Genomic DNA, 21,014 nt, shown 5'->3' with positions numbered 1-21,014 from the left:
AAGTCGGATTGACTATCAAAAATAAACAACAACTATAACAACACAACACAATGACAGTAGATTTACTGCTAGGCTTACAGTGGGGCGACGAAGGCAAAGGAAAAATCGTTGACGTACTTACTTCAAAATACGACATTATTGCTCGTTTTCAAGGCGGACCAAACGCCGGACACACCTTAGAATTTGACGGAATCAAACACGTTTTAAGAACCATTCCTTCGGGGATTTTCCATAAAACGGCGATTAACATCATCGGAAACGGCGTGGTAATTGATCCGGTGGTTTTCCAGAAAGAACTGGAAGGTCTTGAAAAATTCAACATGGATGTGAAATCAAAATTACTGATTTCCAGAAAAGCACACTTAATTTTACCAACACATCGTTTATTGGACGCTGCTTCGGAAGCTTCTAAAGGAAAAGCGAAAATCGGTTCAACTTTAAAAGGAATTGGCCCAACGTATATGGACAAAACCGGAAGAAACGGAATCCGTGTGGGGGATATCGAATTAGGTGATTTTAAAGAACGTTACAGAGCATTAGCCGACAAACATGAGGCGATGATTGCATTCTATGATGTTGATATGCAATACAATTTACAGGAAATGGAAGCGGAATTCTTTGAAGCTGTTGAAGTTTTAAAGACATTGCAATTCATTGACAGTGAAGAATACCTGAACAATGCGATGAAAGCAGGAAAATCAATTCTTGCAGAAGGTGCTCAGGGTTCGTTATTGGACATCGATTTCGGAACGTATCCTTTCGTAACATCGTCTAATACAACAGCTGCGGGAGCTTGTACCGGTTTGGGAATTGCGCCTAACAAAGTAAAAGACGTTTTCGGGATTTTCAAAGCATACACCACCCGTGTAGGTAGCGGACCTTTCCCAACGGAATTGTTCGACGAAGATGGTCAGACCATGGCCAGAGTAGGTAACGAATTCGGAGCCGTAACAGGACGTCCAAGACGTTGCGGCTGGTTGGATTTGGTAGCGTTGAAATATGCCGTTCAGGTAAATGGCGTTACGCAATTGTTCATGATGAAAGGCGACGTACTTTCCGGTTTTGACACGCTTAAGGTGTGTACAGGTTACAAATACAAAGGAGAAGTTATTTCTCACTTACCGTACAACATTGAAGAAGAAAACGTTACTCCGATTTTCATTGAGAAAAAAGGATGGCAAGCCGATTTAACCGGAATGACCAAATACGACGAATTACCGGTGGAATTAAAAGAATACATCGAATTTATTGAAAAAGAAGTCGAAGTGCCTATCAAAGTGGTCTCAGTTGGACCGGACAGAACTCAGACGATTCTTAAATAATATGAAAAACGCTTTCTTCGGAAGGCGTTTTTTTTTTGATAGTTATTTCGCGAAGAGGCACAAAGCCCCACAGAGACACACAAAGTTTTGTGAAGGATAGTGGATAACACTTATACTTCTGCCTTCTGCCTTCTGCCTTCTGCCTTCTGCCTTCTGCCTTCTGCCTTCTGCCTTCTGCCTTCTGCCTTCTGCCTTCTGCCTTCTGCCTTCTGCCCACATACACAAATAATTCTTAATAAAAATCGGCTTTCACAGATTTTACTTAAATTTGGACAAAATTTCAGACATTGAAAAACTATTTTCTATTCATCATAAGTGTTCTTTTCATTGGTTTTACCTCATTGGCACAGGAAAAGAAAGTCATCAGAATCATCAATTCGGATTTCATTGACATGAATCAAACCGAAATCCCCGGCGCAATCCTCTTTACAGGAAATGTTCAGGTGGAACACGACGGCGTAATTATCAATTGTAACAAAGCTTATCATTTTAAAGATGAAAACTACGTGAAAGCCTTTGGGAATGTCCGCTTGAATCAGGGTGACTCCATTACGATGACCAGCAAATATGCCGAATACAACGGAAATCAGAAGTTCGCTTTTGCAACCGGCGATGTGGTTTTACGTTCACCGGAATCCACCTTAACCACAGACACCATTAATTTCGACAGAAGCATCCAACAGGCTTATTACAATACCTACGGAACCATTATCAATAACGAAAACACCTTGCGAAGCAAATCGGGACGTTATTTTCTGAACGAAAAAAAATACCAGTTTAAAACAGCTGTTACGGTTACCAATCCGGAATGCACCATCAAAACCAATCATTTGGATTTCTATGACAATTCGGGGCATGCGTATGTTTTCGGACCATCCACAATTACGAGTAAAGAAAATGTGATTTACACCGAAAACGGCTTTTACGATACCAAAAATCACACCTCGAATCTGTCGAAAAACTCAACCATTACTTATGAAAACCGAAAGATAAAGGGCGATAAGATATTTTACGATCGGAAAAACGATTTTTCAACCGCCACCAATAACGTAAAAATAACCGATTCCATAAACAGGATGGTGGTTAGAGGTCATTATGCCGAGATGTACAAAGCGAAAGACTCGATGTTTATTTCCAAAAAGGCCCTGATTGCGACTTTTGTTGAAAACGATTCTGTTTATATCCACGCAAAACGCATATTGGTTACCGGAAAGCAAAGTGAACGCATTGTACGCGGATTCAATAACGCCCGTATTTTCAAGTCGGATATGAGTGGAAAATGCGACTCGATTCATTCCGACCAGCAAAAAGGACTGACCCAACTTATCGGGAAACCCGTTCTATGGAGTCAGAAAAGCCAATTAACAGGCGACATCATGCATCTTATCGGCAACAACAAAACCGAAAAAATGGATTCCCTGAAAGTGATGAACAATGCCTTTATCGTTCAGAAAGATACTATCGGCAATGGCTACAATCAGGTAAAAGGACAGCATTTATACGGGAAGTTCCGCGACAACAAACTCTATGAAGTAGACATGGTAAAAAATGCCGAAATGATTTACTACATGTACAACGACAAAAATGAGTTGGTAGGCATCGATAAAGGCGTTTGCAGTAACATTCATCTGGAGTTGGAAAACAATCAAATCCAAACCGTAACCAAATTGATAAATGCCGAAGGACAAATCTATCCTGAAGCCGAGTTCCCGGAAAACGCGCGTAAACTTCGAGGATTCGTTTGGCGTGGCGACGAAGAAATAAAACGACTGGAAGACATCTTTCCTGCTGAAGAATTAGCCCTTGACGAAAAGGCACAGCTTCAGAGTAAAAAAGATGCTATTGCAGACGAAAAACCTATGGAGATTAAGAAAGAAACGCTGGAATATGGCAAGCCGGTTAAGAAACCAGCTCCAGCTAAAAAGAAGAAGAAATAATCAGTTGACAGCATTCAGTGGTCAGTGAACAGATTACAAATAACCCAATTACAGAATACACGAATATCTACCACCATGTTAAAAGATTTCTATAAATACCAGGCACAAACTTCCCCTTACCCTTTAGGAATGGAAGTTTCCCACGCCAAAGGCTCCTACATCTACGATACTAACGGAAAAGCCTATTTAGATTTTGTAGCGGGCGTTTCCGCGTGTACGCTTGGACATCAGCATCCGCGTGTGCGTGAAGCTATTGTAAACCAATTGGACAAATACGCCCACGTAATGGTATACGGCGAATACGCACAGGATCCGGCGGTGGAATTATGTAAACTTTTAGCCGAAAATACCCCAGCGCCGTTAGACAAAGTCTATTTGGTAAACTCAGGTACCGAAGCCACAGAAGGTGCTTTAAAATTAGCCCGTCGTGTGACCGGAAGAAGTCAGCTTATCTCGTGTCATAACGCCTATCACGGGAACACTATGGGTTCGATGAGTGTAATGGGATTTGAAGAACGCAAACAGATCTTCCGCCCGTTGATTCCCGATGTGGATTTCATCACGTTCAACAACGAAGAAGATTTACTCAAAATAACCGAAAAAACGGCCGGAATCATCCTGGAAACCATTCAGGGTGGTGCCGGTTTTATCCAACCTCATAACGATTTTCTTAAAAAAGTACGCCAGCGTTGCGACGAAGTGGGCGCTTTATTGATCTTAGACGAAATCCAACCCGGATTTGGCCGTACCGGAAAACTCTTCGGATTCCAGAATTACGATATGGTTCCCGATGTTGTTGTGATGGGCAAAGGCATGGGCGGCGGAATGCCAGTTGGTGCTTTCATGGCCAAATCGGAATACATGGATTTACTGAGTCACGATCCGAAACTGGGACACATTACCACCTTTGGAGGACATCCCGTAATTGCCGCAGCGTGTCTGGCAACGTTAAAAGAACTCCTTGAGACCGATTTAATGCCTCAGGCCTTGGAAAAGGAGCAATTAATTCGTAAATTACTGGTGCATCCGTTAATTACAGAGATACGCGGTGAGGGTTTAATGCTGGCTGCAATGACAGAAAGTCCTGAAATCACCAACAAAGTAATTTTCAAATGTCAGGATAAAGGACTCATTCTATTCTGGCTGTTGTTTGAAGGGTGCGCCATCCGCATCACTCCGCCCCTAACCCTTTCCAACCAAGAGATTGAAGAAGGTTGTGGCATCATTCTTGAAGCGATGAATGAGGTGATGTCCGAGTTGTAATAAATTGTTAATAATATTGTTTACAACATAAAGACGTTCATCAACAAAAGGCCTAAAACCTTTAGTAATTTTAATAAGGATAATTTTAAACAAGTGGAGTATGTATTTGAGTAACGAGGAAGAGGAAAACAGTTTATCCTTATCGAAGTTTGAATCCATGTTGAAAACCAACAAGGTATTCTTCTTTGACTCTGAAGAGTTTGAAGACATTATTCTTCATTATCTCGACACGGGGAGAATAAACTTAGCCAAAAAGGCTTTAAAATTAGGCTTAGAACAACACCCCAAATCAACCGGTTTGAAGTTGGTTCAAGTAGAACTGTTAGTGTTTGAAGACAAACTCGATATAGCAGAAAGAATGCTGAACGAGTTGTACGCCATCGAACCTACCAACGAAGAAATTTACATTCAGAAGGCAAACATTCACTCGAAAAGAGACGAACATGAAAAAGCCGTTGAATTATTAAAATACGCCCTGAAATATACCGATGATTACGCTGATGTGTATTCTCTTATCGGAATGGAGTATTTATTCATGGACGATCTGGAAAAAGCGAAAGAAAACTTCATCAAATGCCTGGACGAGGATTTGGAAGACCATTCCGCTTTGTACAACGTGGTGTATTGTTTTGATTTCTTAGACCAGAACAACGAAGCGATTTTGTTCCTGAACAGTTTTATCGACAGAAATCCGTACAGTGAAGTGGCCTGGCATCAGTTAGGACGCCAATATTACACGATTAAGGATTATGATCAGGCAGTTCGTGCTTTCGATTATGCCACCCTGATTGACGAAAATTTCTTAGGCGCTTATCTTGAAAAAGCAAAAGCACTGGAGAAACTAAAAAAATATCAGGAAGCGATTGACTGTTACACCGTTACCATGGAATTGGACGATGCGACTTCGTTTGCCTTATTGCGCGTGGGGAAATGTCACGAAAAATTAGGCAATACCGAATTGGCCTTACAATTCTTTTTAAAAACCGTTCACGAAGATCCGTTATTGGATAAGGCCTGGATAGCGATTACCGATTTTTACATCCGTCAGAAGAATTTCCAGAAAGCCTTGTATTATGCCAATAAAGCCTTGGGAATCGACAACGAAAACAAATTGTACTGGAAACGCTATGCGACCATCAATAAAGCGCTGAACTTTTTTGAAGAAGCCGAATACGGATTCCGAAAAGCGGTGGAATATGGCGATTATGAATTAGACACCTGGTTATTCTGGGTAGACATTTTACAGTTCCTAGGCGAATTTGAAAGCGCGGTTCAAACGTTGTTACAGGCTGCCGAATATTTTCCGGAAGAATACCAAGTGGAATACCGCTTGGCCGGATTGTACTTCATGCTGCAGGACGATGTGAAAGGTAAATTCCATTTGAGCAACGGTTTGCGGTTGAACTTTGAAAACAGATCATTGCTGGAAGAATTATTTCCAGTAATCTGGACCCGAAAAATTGTTCAGAATTCCATTGATAAACATAAAAAAGCAGACGAATAGTAAATCAAATACCACATTTTACTATTACCTTTATGGTCAGTTATTTCAATAACTGACCATAATTTTTATAAACCGGCGCGTCTGAACAAGATTCCTTCCATTATCCTTACAGCAAATGAAATCGAAGAAAACGAAAAAGCCTAAAAAGAAAAAATTCGGGTTACTGGGAAAGAATATCAGTTATTCGTTTTCCAAAAAGTACTTTACGGAGAAATTTGAAAAAATCAACTTCACGCATTATTCGTATACGAATTTTGATGTGGACACCATCGAAGAATTTCCAAAAATCATTGCAGAGACAAAGAACCTGAAAGGTCTGAACGTTACCATTCCGTATAAAGAATCCGTGATTCCGTTGCTGACGAAATTATCCAAGAACGCAAAAATAATTGGCGCGGTAAACACCATTAAGATATCCAAAGACGGCACCTTAAAAGGCTATAATACCGATTTTTACGGTTTCAAAAAAGCATTGAAATCCTTACTCCAAAAACAGCATCAAAGAGCACTGATACTGGGAACGGGTGGCGCAAGTAAAGCGGTGGCGTATGCGTTACGAAAACTCAATATCGATTATGATTTTGTATCGAGAAACCCTTCGGAATATCAGTTATCGTATCACGAATTGACGAAGGAGGTTTTCAGTGAATATCAAATCATCATCAACACCACGCCGGTTGGCACTTTTCCGGATGTTGATGATTGTCCGCCTTTGGATTATTCCCTGTTTACCGAAAACCATATTGCTTTCGATTTAATCTACAACCCGGAAGAAACCAAATTTTTACGCTTGGCGAAAGAAAGAGGAGCGAAAACCAAAAACGGGTATGATATGCTGGTTTTTCAGGCGGAAAAAGCCTGGGAAATCTGGAATAAATAATACAAAAGGCTTTCAAATTGAAAACCTTTTGTATTATTTATTCATTGGTAACGATTTTATACGTTGGATCTTCCATGATATTGACATCGATAATCGCTTCGGCATTTTTAAGCAAACTGATGCAATCCTGACTCAGGTAACGCAAATGCACCTTCTTTCCAACTTTGTGGTACCTTTCCGTTAAAGCATTCAGGGCTTCAATGGCCGACATATCAGCAACACGGCTTTCCTTAAAATCAATGATAACTTCAGCGGGATCGTTCAGCACATCGAATTTCTCTGCAAATGCCGTAACCGAACCAAAAAACAACGGTCCGTATATTTCATAATGTTTCACTCCGTTTTCATCGACATACTTTCTGGCACGGATTCTTTTGGCATTATCCCAGGCAAATACCAACGCCGAAACAATTACGCCCACTAACACCGCCAACGCAAGGTTATGAAGAAAAACAGTAATCAGCATCACGATGACCATAACAATAATATCAGATTTTGGCATACGGTTAATGATTTTCAAACTCGCCCATTCAAACGTACCGATGGCCACCATAATCATTACTCCGGTTAGAGCTGCTAACGGCAATTTCCCTATTACGGGAGCTCCAATCAGAATAATCAATAAAATGGTTAATGCCGCAACAATCCCCGAAAGTCGGGCTCTTGAACCGGCAGACAGATTCACCAATGTTTGCGCAATCATCGGACAGCCACCCATTCCGAAAAAGAACCCGTTTAGGATATTGGCACTTCCCTGCGCCAGACATTCCCTGTTGCTGTTTCCCTTCGTTGCCGTAATTTCATCTACCAGGTTCAGCGTCAGCAGTCCCTCCGTTAAACCAACTGCAGCCATCACTAAAGCATAGGGGAAAATAATTTGCAGTGTTTCAAGCGTAAAAGGAAAATCCGGAATATGAAATGGCGGTAAAGAGCCACTCACCGAGGCGATATCCTGAACCTGTTTCGTATCAATATTAAAAATCAGCACCACGGAAAACACTACCAGAATAGCCACCAAAGAAGCAGGAATCGCTTTAGTGATTTTGGGCAACACCACTACAAGAGCAATGGTTAAGACCACCAAACCCGCCATTACTAATAGTGGCGTTCCGCTCAACCACATTGTTTGGCCGTTTACCACTGTTTTAAACTGTTCGAGTTGCGACATGAAGATGACAATCGCCAATCCGTTCACAAACCCATACATAACCGATTGCGGTACCAGACGAATAAACTTCCCTAATTTTAAAAGTCCAACCACAATCTGAATAATCCCCGCCAAAGCAACAGCTCCGAACACATATTCTAATCCGTGTGATTTCATTAAAGCAATCAAAACGATAACCGTTGCTCCTGCTCCTCCGGAAATCAGTCCGGGTCTTCCTCCGAAAATCGCTGTAACGATTCCCATAATGAAAGCACCGTAAAGCCCTACCAAAGGTGGAAATCCGGCCAAAATTGCAAACGACAAAGATTCGGGAATCATGGTCATGGCCACCGTTAAACCGGCCAGAATTTCAATTTTATAATCTACCTTTTGCGATAAATTAAAGAGATTAATTATATTTTTCATGTTTTAAAATAAAAGATTGAGGACACTTTCAACCATAGCTAAAAGCATCGAGTAAAATGTTCGATAAGTTGGATGGAATAATCCGCTGATTTAAAGGTTATAAATCAATGCGGCGTAACTTTAACAGTATGTATAGCAGTTTGTTTTCCCATAAGAATGCGGCAAAAGTAGTTTTTTAAGTCCTAAAAACAAAATGTTCCCTTTTAAAACCAAATACAGCCTGCTGACAATCCCACGTAACAAACTAACAATCAAACACTTTGATATTTCGCCTTCAAAAAGATAAAACCCTCCTCTCATAGCCCTGATTAAGCCGATATCTTGTTATGGAGAGATTGCTTTGCAAGCTCGCAATAACAAGATAAAGGCGAAAGCAGGAACACGGAAACCAAAAATCCCTCCCGATAGCTATCGGGACCATCCGCTCCTAATCGATTTTATTAACATTTAATCTGAAAAATCGGTTTATTTAACCGGTTTTGCTTTGAATTATCGGGCTGCTTTAGTATCTTTCGGCTCAATTTTGTTAAACTTAAGCATTACTTACAATGTTAGAAGAAAAGAATGATAACCTGCCAGTGGCAGACGGACAGGCACAGATTACACAAGAGGAAACTGTTCAGGAAAACCAATCGGCCATAGAAGCCATTGAAAGCTCCAACGCGGAGGAAAGCGAAGACGAAAGCATCAGCGAAGGTCACGATATTCCGATGCTGCATTATGAAGCGATGTCAATGGACGAGCTAACCGATGAACTGAACAAACTGGTTTCCAACGAAAAAATGATGGCGATCCGCAACCATGTGGAAGAAATCAAAAAAGAGTTCATGGTGAAGTACCATCATTTTATTGATGAGAAACGCGACGAATACAGTCACCAGAACAACGGTGATACCAGCGGTTTCGATTACCATTTTCCGCTGAAACACAAATTTGATTCGATTTACAATCAATATAGAGACCAAAAAAATCAGCATTTCAAGCAGATGCAGAACAATCTGAAACACAATTTGGATGTTCGTACTGCCATTATTGAAGAACTGAAAAACCTGATTGACAATTCCGGCGAGAACATGCAGGAAATGTTGAAAGATGTGAACGATTTGCGCGAGCGATGGAAAAATGCAGGACCGATTCCGCGTGACAAATACAACCACGTTTGGAATAACTTCCATTTCCACATCGAGCGTTTTTACGATCATTTGCATTTGGACCGTGAGGCGCGTGACCTTGACTTTAAACACAATTATGAATTAAAGTCGAAAATTATTTCCCGTGTGGAAGAATTGGTCAACGAAGAAGATGTTGCCAAAGCGTTCCGCGAATTGCAATCGTTACATAAAATATGGAAAGAAGAAATCGGACCGGTTTCCCGCGAACACCGTGAGGAATTGTGGAACCGTTTCAGTGAACTGACCAAGCAATTACATGACAAACGCGAAGTTTTATTTGCTAAAGCAAGAGAGTTTGAAGTGGAGAACTTAGCGAAGAAAAAAGAAATCATCGCCATGATTGAAGCGGTGGCCAATGAAAAAATAACGGTGCACAGCGCGTGGCAGGGTCAGATTGAAAAGATTGAAGCCTTACGAACTGCATTCATGCAGGCCGGAAAAGTGCCTCTTGAAGTGAATGAAGAAACCTGGGCTGCTTTTAAAGAAGCGGTTCGTAACTTCAACGCTCAGAAAAATGCCTTTTACAAAGACATTAAGAAGGACCAGCAGGACAATCTGAATAAGAAACTGGCTTTGGTGGAAAAAGCAAAATCATTGCAGGAAAGCGACGATTTTAATGCTACGACACCAATCATGAAACAGATTCAGGAAGAGTGGAAGAAAATCGGACATGTACCGAGAAAATATTCGGATAGTGTCTGGAAGGATTTTAAAGATGCCTGCAACCACTATTTTGACAGAATGCACGAAAAACGCAACGAAGCCAGTGGTGAAGAAGTGGAAGCATTCGATAAGAAAAAAGAGTATTTGGAAACTCTGAAAGAATTCCAGTTAACCGGCGAACACAAAACCGATCTGGATGCCATCAAGAAACATATCGAAACATGGAAATCGTTTGGAAAAGTGCCACACGCCCGTCGTCATATCGAAGGAAAGTTCAATAAGATTCTGGATGCGTTGTTTGACAAATTGAGTTTGTCGAAGAAAGATGCCGAAATGGCAAAATTCAGCAACCGATTGGGACAATTGGCCGAAGGCGATGAAAGACAACTGCAAAACGAACAGATTTTCATCATGCGTAAGATTGACGAAATGCAAGGTGAAATCATCCAATTGGAGAACAACATTCAATTCATTACCAGTGCAAAAAGCAAGGGCGAAAATCCGTTTGTGAAAGAAGTGCAGAAAAGCATCGACCGTCACAAAGAGGAATTGAAAACCTGGAAAGACAAACTGAAACAGATTCGAAGTCTGAAACAGGAGTAGACAGGAAAAACAATAAAAAACCGCGAACAACTTATGTTATTCGCGGTTTTTAATTTTTATAAAACGGTAAACAATGTGCGTAAAAACGGAAGCCCCGTTTCCGAAAATCCAAAAAGCCAAATGTATTGCCATGACCGGTAGTCCACACCGTATAGTACCTCCTTCTTCTTCTCGGAATTTCTGAATAAAAATGTCCGGAAAAAAAACAAGGTTACAAAACACAATTAAAATAAAAACTACCCACTTGATTCTGTAATACTTATATCTATCCAATATAAAATACAAACTGAATTGTAAAATTGTGACGATAACAATAAGCATGAATATCATTACTTTCTTTTGTAATCAAAAGTAGCAGGAAACTTTCGGGTTGTAATCGTCGGTTCCGAAACTATCTTCTTACCATATTTCGGTGTGATTTGTTTGTCCATATACGTTTCCTCCTTAAACTTCTTGTGCTCCAGTATCGCAGAAACCTTAATGTTGACATCAATGGGTTGTACATAATTGTCATTTTTCATCATTACGAAATAACGTCCCTGAAGCAGGTGATTTTCGGTAAACTTTTTAAAAGTGGCCACCCCTTTTCCGAAATCGAAGGATTTCACTGGTTTTTCCTCTAGGAACAGTTTTTTATTTTCTTCATTCACCAACGCATATTCCACGTCTTCCCCATTGGCAGGTAATACCAGATTGGTAATCGCTCCTGCCGCAATTCCACCTAAAGGTGTGGTAAAAAGCGTAGTGGCTCCCTGAACGGCACCTACAATCATTTTACGGTTTTGTTGCCAATACTCGTTACTTTCCTTCCCTACACCTACCCAATACGCCCAAGCCACCACTTTTTTGGTTTCGTTTTCGGTAATCGTATTCTTCGGTAAGGTAAAAAACACACTGGAGGTACTGGAATCAAAAGTCGTTTTGGCATTCACACGCTGGTTTTTATCCAAAACCATTTCCTCGTATTTCTTTTCGTAAGTCACCACTTTTCGGGTTTTCTGTACCTGAAGCGTATCGTATCCTACAACAACCTCCTTAGTCAATGAATTCCAGGTTGTATCCTGTTCTGTCACCCATTTTACAGCTGTGTTGAAATTGGCAGCTGCTTCACCCGGAGGAATACGCTGGATTAAAACCGAAACCGTTAGCGCTTCCGTACTGTTATTTTTGAATTGGAATTGGTAAGCCGATTTGTGAATCACAACAATTTCTTCTTTCTTCACTTTTTTGGTATCCAGTACTTTAAATTTCGTGTTATCCGGGTATTCCGCAACGGAAACTTCGCTTAGTCTCTTTCCGTCTTCTTCCGAAAAGGAGAATACGATACGATCGCCTTCGGTAAAACCAAAAAGTAACTCTTCTGAAGTATTTGGCTTGATTTTAATAGTTTGTTCGGTTACTTTAACTGTTTTTTGGGCAATGATACTGTTTACAAACAACAAAAACAGCAAGGTAATTTTTTTCATTTTTTTTAATTTATTTACCATATAAATCATATAAGAGCCTATGATACTTATATGACTTAATGGTTATTTATTTTTTCTTTATTTCGTAAAATCATAATCACGTTCCACTTTGGCGATGCGCACTTTAAACGCTTTGTACCAATCGGTTCGGCCTTTTTCACGGGCAAGGGTATGTTCGGCATTCATTTTCCAGTTTTTAACGGATTCCAAATCTTTCCAGTACGAAACGGTAATGCCAATGTCATTACGCGCCGATTCCACACCTAAAAATCCGGGTTGTTCGCTGGCCAATTCCACCATGCGCTCAGCGGTTTCAGCATAGCCTTGTTCTATTTCCGTTCTTTCGGAAGTGAAAATTACGGCGTAATATGGTGGTTGTGGCGTATTTGCTATCATTACTGTTTATCATAATTACTGTTTACTACTGCATCCCTTCTGCCTTCTGCCTTCTGCCTTCTGCCTTCTGCCTTAAATCCTCTTCGCTTCTTCCCAAAACACATCCATTTCGGCTAAGGTCATGTCTGCCAAAGGTTTCCCCAATTCACTTGCTTTGCTTTCCAGATACTGAAACCGTTTGATGAACTTCTTATTCGTGCGTTCTAAGGCATCTTCCGGGTTGACATTCAAAAACCGTGCATAATTTATCATCGAGAACAAAACATCGCCAAATTCGGCTTCTATTTTATCCTGATTGGCGCTTTCCACTTCGTGTTGCAATTCGCCCAACTCCTCTTGTACCTTTTCCCAAACCTGTTGCGGTTCTTCCCAGTCGAAACCTACGCCTTTCACTTTGTCCTGTATGCGGCTGGCTTTCACCAGGGCGGGTAAACTTTTCGGAACGCCTTCCAAAACGGATTTCTTGCCTTCTTTCAGTTTCAGCTTTTCCCAGTTTTGTTTCACCTGTTCTTCGTTTTCCACCACCACATCGCCGTAAATGTGCGGATGACGGTCAATTAACTTATCGCAAATGGAATTCGCCACATCGGCAATATCAAACACCTGTTTTTCACTTCCGATTTTGGCATAAAAAACAATGTGCAGCAACACATCGCCCAACTCTTTTTTGATTTCCTCCAAATCGTTATCCAGAATGGCATCTCCCAATTCGTAGACTTCTTCGATGGTCAAATGGCGTAAACTTTCGAGTGTTTGTTTTTTATCCCACGGACATTTTTCACGCAAATCATCCATAATATCGAGTAAGCGGCTGAAAGCCTCCAATTGTTGCTGACGTGTGTTCATAGCGTTAGAATTTGTGTAAAAATAACAAATCCCACCCGAAGGCAGGATTTATTTTTCAGTATCTTTTAGAAAGAATTATTCTTCCGTTTTCTCCGCTTCTGCTTCCACTTGTGCAGGCGCCTCTTTAGAAATCATTCCTTTTGCCTGAAGCATGTTGTACCAGTTCATGACTTTTTTGATATCGGACGCATATACTCGGTCTTCGTCATACTCAGGAAGAATTTCTCTGAAATAAGCCGCTAACTTGTCGTTGTCTTCTTTGTGAGATAGTGCAGGACCATTATCTTCTTTTTCAGCGATTCTTCTGAACACTTCAGACAAACGTACTTCTTCATTGTACGTGTAAATTGAAATTTCAGACAATAAACTTACGTTACTGCGCATTCCAACCGTGATTTTTTTACCGTCGATTAATGACTCGGCAACAAATCCTGTTCTTGTTTGTAATTTTAAATCGTATAATCCTGGTTTACCCGAAATGGATAATATTCTTTCTATGCTCATCGTGTATTATTTTAAGGGTGACAAATATCTAATCTTTACATTGAAAAACAAAAATTATCTGCCTTTTTTGGCAACAAATTTCATTTTATAATCCGGACGGGTTTTCCCTTCCATGATGTTTTGTAATTTCTTGGATATTAAACGTTTTTTTAGTGACGATATTCTGTCGGTAAACAAAATTCCTTCTATATGGTCGTATTCGTGTTGGATTACTCTGGCAATCAGGCCATCATATACTTCCGTTTTCTTATTAAAGTCTTCGTCGAAGTATTCAATCGTGATTTGTTCGTGACGGAAAACATCTTCGCGAACCTCCGGGATGCTTAAACAGCCTTCGTTAAAACCCCACTCCTCGCCTTCTTCTTTCAGGATTTTAGCGTTGATGAATGTTTTTTTAAACCCTTTTAACTGTGCTGCCTCTTCTTTCGTTAAATCTTCGCTGTCGCTAAACGGTTCTGAGTCCACAATAAAAAGACGAATCGCTAACCCAACCTGGGGTGCCGCCAATCCAACGCCATATGCATTGTACATGGTCTCATACATATTGGCAATCACTTCCTTAAGATTCGGATAGTCTTTAGAAATTTCCTCCCCTACTTTGCGTAGTACCGGATCGCCGTATCCTATAATTGGTAAAATCATTATTTCCTGTATTTGAATTCTTTATTTCCGGTCAAGCCGAAAAACCTCTGCAAAAGTAAATAAAAAATATTAATCCTTTAGCTTTAGAATGACTCCCGTTTTATGTCGGATTTCATTGGCTAATTGCGGGTTGGCATTCAGCGATTGTCCGTAAGACGGTATCATTTCTTTTAGTTTGGCTTGCCACTCCGGAGAAGCTAATTCCTCTTTAAAACAACGCCCAATCAGATCCAGCATAATAGACACCGCTGTGGATGCTCCCGGAGAAGCCCCAAGCAAAACCGCCAAAGAACCGTCAGAAGCATTCACAACTTCCGTACCAAATTCCAATATTCCCTTTCCGTTTTTGTCTTTTTTGATGACCTGAACACGCTGTCCGGCATTTTCCAGCACCCAATCTTCTTTTTTAGCGTTCGGAAGGTATTCTTTTAAGGCTCTCATTCTGTCTTCCGAAGACTGAAAAACCTGTTCAATCAGGTACTTCGTAAGCGGAATATTGCTGATTCCGGCGCCAAGCATCGGTTTAATATTGTCCAGTTGAATGGATTTTGCCAAATCGAAATAGGAACCGTTCTTTAGGAACTTTGTTGAAAATCCGGCATACGGCCCGAACAACAACGCTTTTTTACCGTCAATCATACGGGTATCGATATGCGGCACCGACATCGGCGGTGCGCCAACAGCAGCTTTTCCATATACTTTTGCCTGATGTTTGGCGATTAATGCTTCGTTGGTACATTTCAACCATTGTCCGCTCACCGGAAAACCGCCAAAACCTTCCCCTTCCGGAATGTTGGCTTTTTCCAGCAATAAAAGAGAGCCTCCTCCGGCACCAATGAAAACAAATTTCGCTTTCACCCTTTTTTTGGTTCCCGATTCCAATTCTTTCACTTTCACTCTCCAGGTTCCGTCGTCGTATTTTTTAAGTTTGCGTACTTCGTGATTGAAATGCAGATTCACTCCGTCCAATGTTTCAAGGTATCTGAAAATGCTTCGGGTTAACGCTCCAAAGTTCACATCGGTTCCAAAACGCATGGAAGTAGCGGCTACTTTCTTCGCACCTTTGCGACCTTCCATAATTAATGGCGCCCATTCTTTTATTCTACCGGCGTCTTCGGTATATTCCATCTCTTTAAAAAGATGAAACTGCTGTAAGGCATCGTAGCGTTTTTTAAGATATTTGGTGTTTTTTTCACCCCAAACGAAACTCATGTGAGGGATACTCTTTATGAAATTTTCAGGATTGTTCAACAAGCCTTTTTCCACCAAATAAGCCCAAAACTGGCGGGAAACCTCGAAAGCTTCCACAATTTTAACTGCTTTGGAAGTATCGATGGTACCGTCACTTTTTTCGGGAGTGTAGTTTAACTCACAAAATGCCGCATGACCGGTTCCTGCATTGTTCCAGGCATCGGAACTTTCGGCTGCAGCCACGTCGAGACGTTCAAAGATTTCAATTTTTAAGTTGGGTTGTAATTCTTTCAGCAGTAATCCTAACGTGGCGCTCATAATTCCGGCACCAATTAAAACCACATCCGCTTCTGATTTGTGTGTTGTTGTAGTTGTAGTCATCGCAAAGTTTTAAAGCACAAATTTACGGCTTACAATGCAAAAGTTATCTTAATTTTCAAGGGTTTACAGCTGCCAAATCATTTTTAGGGAATTGAAAATAAAATCTAAAACATTTTTCGGGATAGGTAATCCTGAAGCATAATCGTTGCCGAAATCTCATCAATCAGTGCTTTATTCTGACGTTGTTTCTTTTTGAGTCCGCTGTCAATCATGGTTTGGAAAGCCATTTTCGACGTAAATCGCTCGTCTACGCGTTCTAATTGCATTTCGGGGAAAGCGGTTTTGAATTTCAGCACGAAAGCCTCAATGATGGGGGCACTTTCCGAAGGCTGTCCGTTCATTTGTTTGGGTTCGCCGATAAGTACTTTCGCAACATTTTCTTTTGCAAAATAGTCTTTCAAAAAGGCAATCACCGTTTCTGAAGGAATCGTAGTCAATCCGGAACCGATGATTTGCAAATCGTCGGTAACGGCAATTCCGGTTCTTTTTTGGCCGTAGTCGATGGCGAGTATTCTTGGCATTTTTTATAAGGTACTAAGACACAAAGATACTAAGTCGCTAAGGTTTTAAGCATCAAAAACCTGATTTTTTCTTCTTTTTATCGAACAATCTATGAACTTTCCAAACAAACAAGACCTTTACCGTCTAGCCCCGATGGGAGCGGCATCCCGCCCTCTGGCGGATAAAGCGGACAGCGGGAACATGGTTTTTAAACACACTCAAACCATTCGCTCCAAATATTTCGATTACTCAGCATGACAATATGTGAATACACTATCCTATTCAATATTCACTTTCCTTTTCCCTTTCTCCTTTTCCCTTTCTCCTTTTCCTTAAATCCTTTATCTTTGTGCAAAATCAAATACTATGAACACTTTACAACCAATAATAGAACAGGCTTGGGACAACCGTGCTTTGTTACAGGAAGAAACTACAATTAAAGCCATTAGAGAAGTAATCGAATTGCTGGATTCAGGAAAATTGCGTGTGGCCGAGCCAATTGAAGGTGGCTGGCAGGTAAACGAATGGGTTAAAAAAGCGGTGGTGATGTACTTCCCTATCCAGAAAATGGAAACCTGGGAAGCAGGTATTTTCGAATACCACGATAAAATGTTACTTAAACGCGGGTATGCCGAAAAAGGAATTCGCGTAGTTCCCAATGCCGTGGCGCGATACGGAGCGTATATTTCAAGCGGTGTGATTTTAATGCCGAGTTATGTCAACATTGGTGCGTATGTGGATGAAGGCACCATGGTGGACACCTGGGCAACCGTTGGTAGCTGTGCACAGATTGGTAAAAACGTTCACCTGAGTGGTGGTGTTGGAATCGGTGGGGTTTTAGAACCGTTACAGGCAGCTCCGGTTATTATTGAAGACGGTGCGTTCATTGGTTCGCGTTGTATTGTGGTGGAAGGTGTTCGCGTGGAAACCGAAGCGGTTTTGGGAGCGAATGTATGTTTAACCGCCTCCACTAAAATTATTGATGTTACCGGCGATACGCCAATTGAATATAAAGGAGTTGTTCCGGCGCGTTCCGTAGTGATTCCGGGAAGTTACGCCAAAAAGTTCCCTGCGGGTGAATTTCAGGTGCCTTGCGCTTTAATCATCGGAAAACGTAAACCATCGACCGATTTGAAAACGTCGTTGAACAATGCGTTACGTGAGTATGATGTAGCGGTTTAGACAGAAGGCAGAAAGCAGAAAGCAGTCCCGATAGCTATCGGGAGCAGATATAAAAAAAGTTCCAGATTAAAATTTGGAACTTTTTTATTTAGTAGCGTTTCAGTTTGCGTTTCAGCCATTTCTTTTTGGTGATTTTGCGTTTGAAATCACGTGTTTTTTCCAACAGGATAGCGTGTAATTTTTCTTCGGATTGCCCACTCAACTCGGCATACTTCTTCGCAATGACTTTTACCATCGTTTTCGACAACCACATTTTTTTGAAATTATCCATTCTCGCTTCGATGGAAAGATTCCCGAATTGCATTCGGTTCAAATCAATCAGATAGAACTCATAATCTCCAGTTCCTTTTTTGATAATTAAAGTATTGCCCGGCGAATGGTCTAAGAAATTCACGTTCGCTTCGTGCATTTTAAAAGTAAACTCGGTGAATTGTTCCAAAATACGGTTTCGTTCCGGAAACAACGGATTGTGAATTAACTCGCGAATGGTAAAATCGTAGTCGATTTGCTCGGAAACATAGTAACTGTCGCCTAGAAGTCCGAATTGATTCCGTTCTTCAATATAGGCAATCGGGAAAGGAGTTGGAATATTGTGCTGCAACAGGTAATTAGCGTAATCGTAGGAACGTTTGGCTTTTGTGCTTCTGAAAAACGAATAAATGATGGATTTAAATGCGCCCGGTTTCTTGAAATATTTGATATTTACCTTCTCATCGCCCAGAGCATTCGATTTGATGGTATTCCGGGAACCTTTTACAATCAGATTGCCCGCGTCAAAAAAGGTGGTAACCAGTTGAAGTATAGCTTTTTCCTGCGCGGCGTATTTCGGATGAATGATAATTCTCACTGAGGTAAATAATATTTTGGTTTAAAAGTATAAAAAATAGTACTTTGCACCAAGAATTACTTTTATGAAGAAGATTTTAATCATACAAAACAAGCGCATAGGCGATGTATTAATCAGCTCGGTGATTGCGAATAATTTTAAGGCAAAATACCCCGACAGTGAAGTGCATTTCATGGCGTATGACTTTACCCACGGCGTGATTCTGAACAATCCCAACATTGATAAAATCATTTCCATAAACGACAAGGAACTGAAAAAAATCCCGGTTTTACTGAAATTGGTTCGTCAGATACAAAAAGAGAAATACGATATTATTTTCGATCCGTATTCCAAAACGCAAAGCCGTATTATCTGTAAATTCTCCGGAGCGAAACAAACCATCGGTCATAAAAGCCGCAAGAAGTTTGGTAATTGGGGTTATTATACCCATCCGGTGGAAATCTCCAAAGAAAAAACCAAAATCTGCGGAAAAGCAATTGAAGACCGAATCCATTTGTTGAATCAGGCCGGAAATTTCGACCCGATTGATTACGAACCGAAAATCTTTTTGTCGGAAACGGAGAAAAAAGAAAACTGGTTAGGAAACTATGCCAACAAAAAAGTAATTGTTTTAGGCGTTTTGGGAAGTACGCCGCAAAAATCGATGCCCTACGACTATGTGGCTGAAATGGTGGATTTTATTGCCGAGAAATACGATGTGAATATTCTTTTCAATTATGCGCCGCACCAGAAAGAGGAAGCGATGAAGATTTATGCGATGTGCCAAAAGAAAGAAAACATCATCTTGGATATTTATGCGCCGAGTATTCGTGATTTCATCAAATTGATGGCGCAATGCGACGCGTTGGTTTCCAATGAAGGCGGCACGGTTCACATTGCCAAAGCGTTAAACAAACCCACGTTTACGATTTTTTCCCCGTATGTCAACAAAGACCATTGGGCGAGTTTTGAGGACGGGAAATTCCATCATTCGGTACACTTACTGGAAATGAAACCCGATTTGTTTGACAGTTTCACTTTTGAAGAACGCAAGAAAATCGAAGCCAATCCCGACGAACTTTACAAACAACTGACTCCGGAAATGATTTTACCGGAATTGGATGCTTTCCTGAAAAACAATCTATAAACAATCCGTTGAAATTTAACCGCAGATTCGCGGACTTTTACATTTTAATAATTTGTGAATCTGTGGCTACTGTAATTTTAACCCATAAAAAAAGCTTCAAATGTGAATTTGAAGCTTTACTATTTTAACTGGACGACTGAAAACTGATTACTGCCGGCTATTTTTAACTATTCCGAAATCGGTCCATTTTTTATTTTGTTCCTTGGTTTCTCTTCGGATATTTTTGTTCTTGTTGATGGATTCCGGAGTGGCATACCCACGCGGATGATCCAGATGCAGGCAAACCGTACTGTAACGGATTTGTTTCGGTTTGATGCCGTAGTTCACCAAACGCTCCCCTAATTCCCTGTCCTGGCCTCCATATTGCATACGCTCATCGAAACCATTAATGCCCACGATGTCTTTTTTCCAACCCGAAGCATTATGTCCGTTCCAACTTGGCGTTGTTGGTGTCAAAAGATTCATAAACCAACTCTTTAAACCCACCGCATCCACTTTATTGTTTTTAAACGAGGATTTCATACCGTGTTTTTTCAGCCAGTCCATTTCGAAACACTTTCCGGAATAGATGTCTTCTTTGGTAATGTTTTTGGACAAATCCATCGGTAATTTATGGTACCCCCCCGAAAGAAAGTACCCTTCTTCACGGAACTTAATATGCTGCTCCACAAAATCGGGACGCGGAATGCAATCGCCATCCGACATCATGATGTAATCCGTCGTACAGGCTAAAATGGCTTTATTCAGGATTTGTGATTTCTGAAAACCATTGTCTTCGTGCCAAACGTGAATTATCGGGTAAAATACTTCCTTTCGCATTTCTTCGATTAAATCGGCAGTGTCTTTGCGCGAACCATCGTCGGCAATTACCATTTCGAAGTTACGATAGGTTTGCGTGTTATAACCCCAAATCACTTTTTTAAGCCATTCGGGTGAATTGTATGTGCTAATTACAACGGAAATATTCTTTTGCATAATGCTGCAAAGGTAACCTAATTTTGTTAAATTTGTTTTT

18 protein-coding genes are annotated in these 21,014 nt (G+C 40.7%); 8 read left to right on the top strand and 10 right to left on the bottom strand.

What is annotated here, in order from left to right; genetic code table 11:
- The first annotated feature begins 50 nt into the window (after nt 1-50).
- The 5 genes from BLQ05_RS08380 (at nt 51) to BLQ05_RS08355 (ending at nt 6,906) form a co-directional block, all read left to right on the top strand.
- Complete coding sequence (locus BLQ05_RS08380; RefSeq protein WP_023576987.1) at nt 51-1,322, top strand: adenylosuccinate synthase; 1,272 nt, start codon at nt 51-53, stop codon at nt 1,320-1,322.
- 287 nt (nt 1,323-1,609) lie between these two features.
- The gene (locus tag BLQ05_RS08370) at nt 1,610-3,259 is read left to right on the top strand and encodes an OstA-like protein (RefSeq protein WP_023576988.1); all 1,650 of its coding nucleotides are present in this window, start codon (nt 1,610-1,612) and stop codon (nt 3,257-3,259) included.
- 75 nt (nt 3,260-3,334) lie between these two features.
- Nucleotides 3,335-4,522, top strand: a complete 1,188-nt coding sequence (locus tag BLQ05_RS08365) for an aspartate aminotransferase family protein (RefSeq protein WP_023576989.1) — start codon at nt 3,335-3,337, stop codon at nt 4,520-4,522.
- A 100-nt stretch (nt 4,523-4,622) separates the two neighbouring features.
- Nucleotides 4,623-6,026, top strand: coding sequence for a tetratricopeptide repeat protein (locus tag BLQ05_RS08360; RefSeq protein ID WP_023576990.1), 1,404 nt, complete (start codon nt 4,623-4,625; stop codon nt 6,024-6,026).
- Between the two features lie 115 nt (nt 6,027-6,141).
- Complete coding sequence (locus BLQ05_RS08355; RefSeq protein WP_023576991.1) at nt 6,142-6,906, top strand: shikimate dehydrogenase family protein; 765 nt, start codon at nt 6,142-6,144, stop codon at nt 6,904-6,906.
- A 37-nt stretch (nt 6,907-6,943) separates the two neighbouring features.
- Here BLQ05_RS08355 and BLQ05_RS08350 read toward each other — a convergent pair whose 3' ends face one another.
- Nucleotides 6,944-8,479, bottom strand: a complete 1,536-nt coding sequence (locus BLQ05_RS08350) for a SulP family inorganic anion transporter (RefSeq protein WP_023576992.1) — start codon at nt 8,477-8,479, stop codon at nt 6,944-6,946.
- 548 nt (nt 8,480-9,027) lie between these two features.
- Here BLQ05_RS08350 and BLQ05_RS08345 point away from each other — a divergent pair.
- Nucleotides 9,028-10,917: a DUF349 domain-containing protein gene (locus BLQ05_RS08345; RefSeq protein ID WP_023576993.1), complete on the top strand. Its 1,890-nt coding sequence runs from the start codon at nt 9,028-9,030 to the stop codon at nt 10,915-10,917.
- 329 nt (nt 10,918-11,246) lie between these two features.
- Here the strand turns inward: BLQ05_RS08345 and BLQ05_RS08335 are convergent, their stop codons facing one another.
- From BLQ05_RS08335 to ruvX, 7 genes are all read right to left on the bottom strand, one after another.
- Nucleotides 11,247-12,383, bottom strand: coding sequence for a hypothetical protein (locus BLQ05_RS08335; RefSeq protein WP_143000925.1), 1,137 nt, complete (start codon nt 12,381-12,383; stop codon nt 11,247-11,249).
- 78 nt (nt 12,384-12,461) lie between these two features.
- Nucleotides 12,462-12,779, bottom strand: a complete 318-nt coding sequence (locus BLQ05_RS08330; RefSeq protein ID WP_023576995.1) for an antibiotic biosynthesis monooxygenase family protein — start codon at nt 12,777-12,779, stop codon at nt 12,462-12,464.
- Between the two features lie 72 nt (nt 12,780-12,851).
- Nucleotides 12,852-13,625, bottom strand: coding sequence for a nucleoside triphosphate pyrophosphohydrolase (gene mazG / locus BLQ05_RS08325; protein ID WP_023576996.1), 774 nt, complete (start codon nt 13,623-13,625; stop codon nt 12,852-12,854).
- A 75-nt stretch (nt 13,626-13,700) separates the two neighbouring features.
- Entirely contained in the window at nt 13,701-14,129 is a 429-nt protein-coding gene (locus BLQ05_RS08320) for a DUF5606 family protein (RefSeq protein ID WP_023576997.1), read from the bottom strand.
- Between the two features lie 54 nt (nt 14,130-14,183).
- A complete protein-coding gene (gene def, locus BLQ05_RS08315; RefSeq protein WP_023576998.1) occupies nt 14,184-14,771 on the bottom strand; it encodes a peptide deformylase in 588 nt (195 codons plus the stop codon).
- Between the two features lie 69 nt (nt 14,772-14,840).
- Nucleotides 14,841-16,343 (bottom strand): malate:quinone oxidoreductase, encoded by a 1,503-nt coding sequence (locus BLQ05_RS08310; RefSeq protein ID WP_023576999.1) that lies wholly within the window; start codon nt 16,341-16,343, stop codon nt 14,841-14,843.
- A gap of 104 nt (nt 16,344-16,447) precedes the next feature.
- Nucleotides 16,448-16,864 (bottom strand): Holliday junction resolvase RuvX, encoded by a 417-nt coding sequence (gene ruvX / locus BLQ05_RS08305; protein WP_023577000.1) that lies wholly within the window; start codon nt 16,862-16,864, stop codon nt 16,448-16,450.
- A gap of 346 nt (nt 16,865-17,210) precedes the next feature.
- Between ruvX and BLQ05_RS08300 the strand changes: the two genes are divergently transcribed.
- Nucleotides 17,211-18,026, top strand: a complete 816-nt coding sequence (locus tag BLQ05_RS08300; protein ID WP_023577002.1) for a 2,3,4,5-tetrahydropyridine-2,6-dicarboxylate N-succinyltransferase — start codon at nt 17,211-17,213, stop codon at nt 18,024-18,026.
- An 88-nt stretch (nt 18,027-18,114) separates the two neighbouring features.
- Here the strand turns inward: BLQ05_RS08300 and BLQ05_RS08295 are convergent, their stop codons facing one another.
- A complete protein-coding gene (locus tag BLQ05_RS08295) occupies nt 18,115-18,873 on the bottom strand; it encodes a lipopolysaccharide kinase InaA family protein (RefSeq protein WP_023577003.1) in 759 nt (252 codons plus the stop codon).
- A 64-nt stretch (nt 18,874-18,937) separates the two neighbouring features.
- Here BLQ05_RS08295 and BLQ05_RS08290 point away from each other — a divergent pair, with 64 nt between their 5' ends.
- Nucleotides 18,938-19,999, top strand: a complete 1,062-nt coding sequence (locus BLQ05_RS08290) for a glycosyltransferase family 9 protein (RefSeq protein WP_023577004.1) — start codon at nt 18,938-18,940, stop codon at nt 19,997-19,999.
- Between the two features lie 147 nt (nt 20,000-20,146).
- On the opposite strand, the gene BLQ05_RS08285 is transcribed toward BLQ05_RS08290, so the two are convergent.
- Nucleotides 20,147-20,974, bottom strand: a complete 828-nt coding sequence (locus BLQ05_RS08285) for a glycosyltransferase family 2 protein (protein ID WP_023577005.1) — start codon at nt 20,972-20,974, stop codon at nt 20,147-20,149.
- Nucleotides 20,975-21,014 lie beyond the last annotated feature (40 nt).

Origin of the sequence: Flavobacterium saliperosum (genome assembly GCF_900100625.1) — a bacterium.
Classification (GTDB): Bacteria; Bacteroidota; Bacteroidia; order Flavobacteriales; family Flavobacteriaceae; genus Flavobacterium; species Flavobacterium saliperosum.
This window is presented reverse-complemented; position numbering and strand designations above follow the sequence as displayed.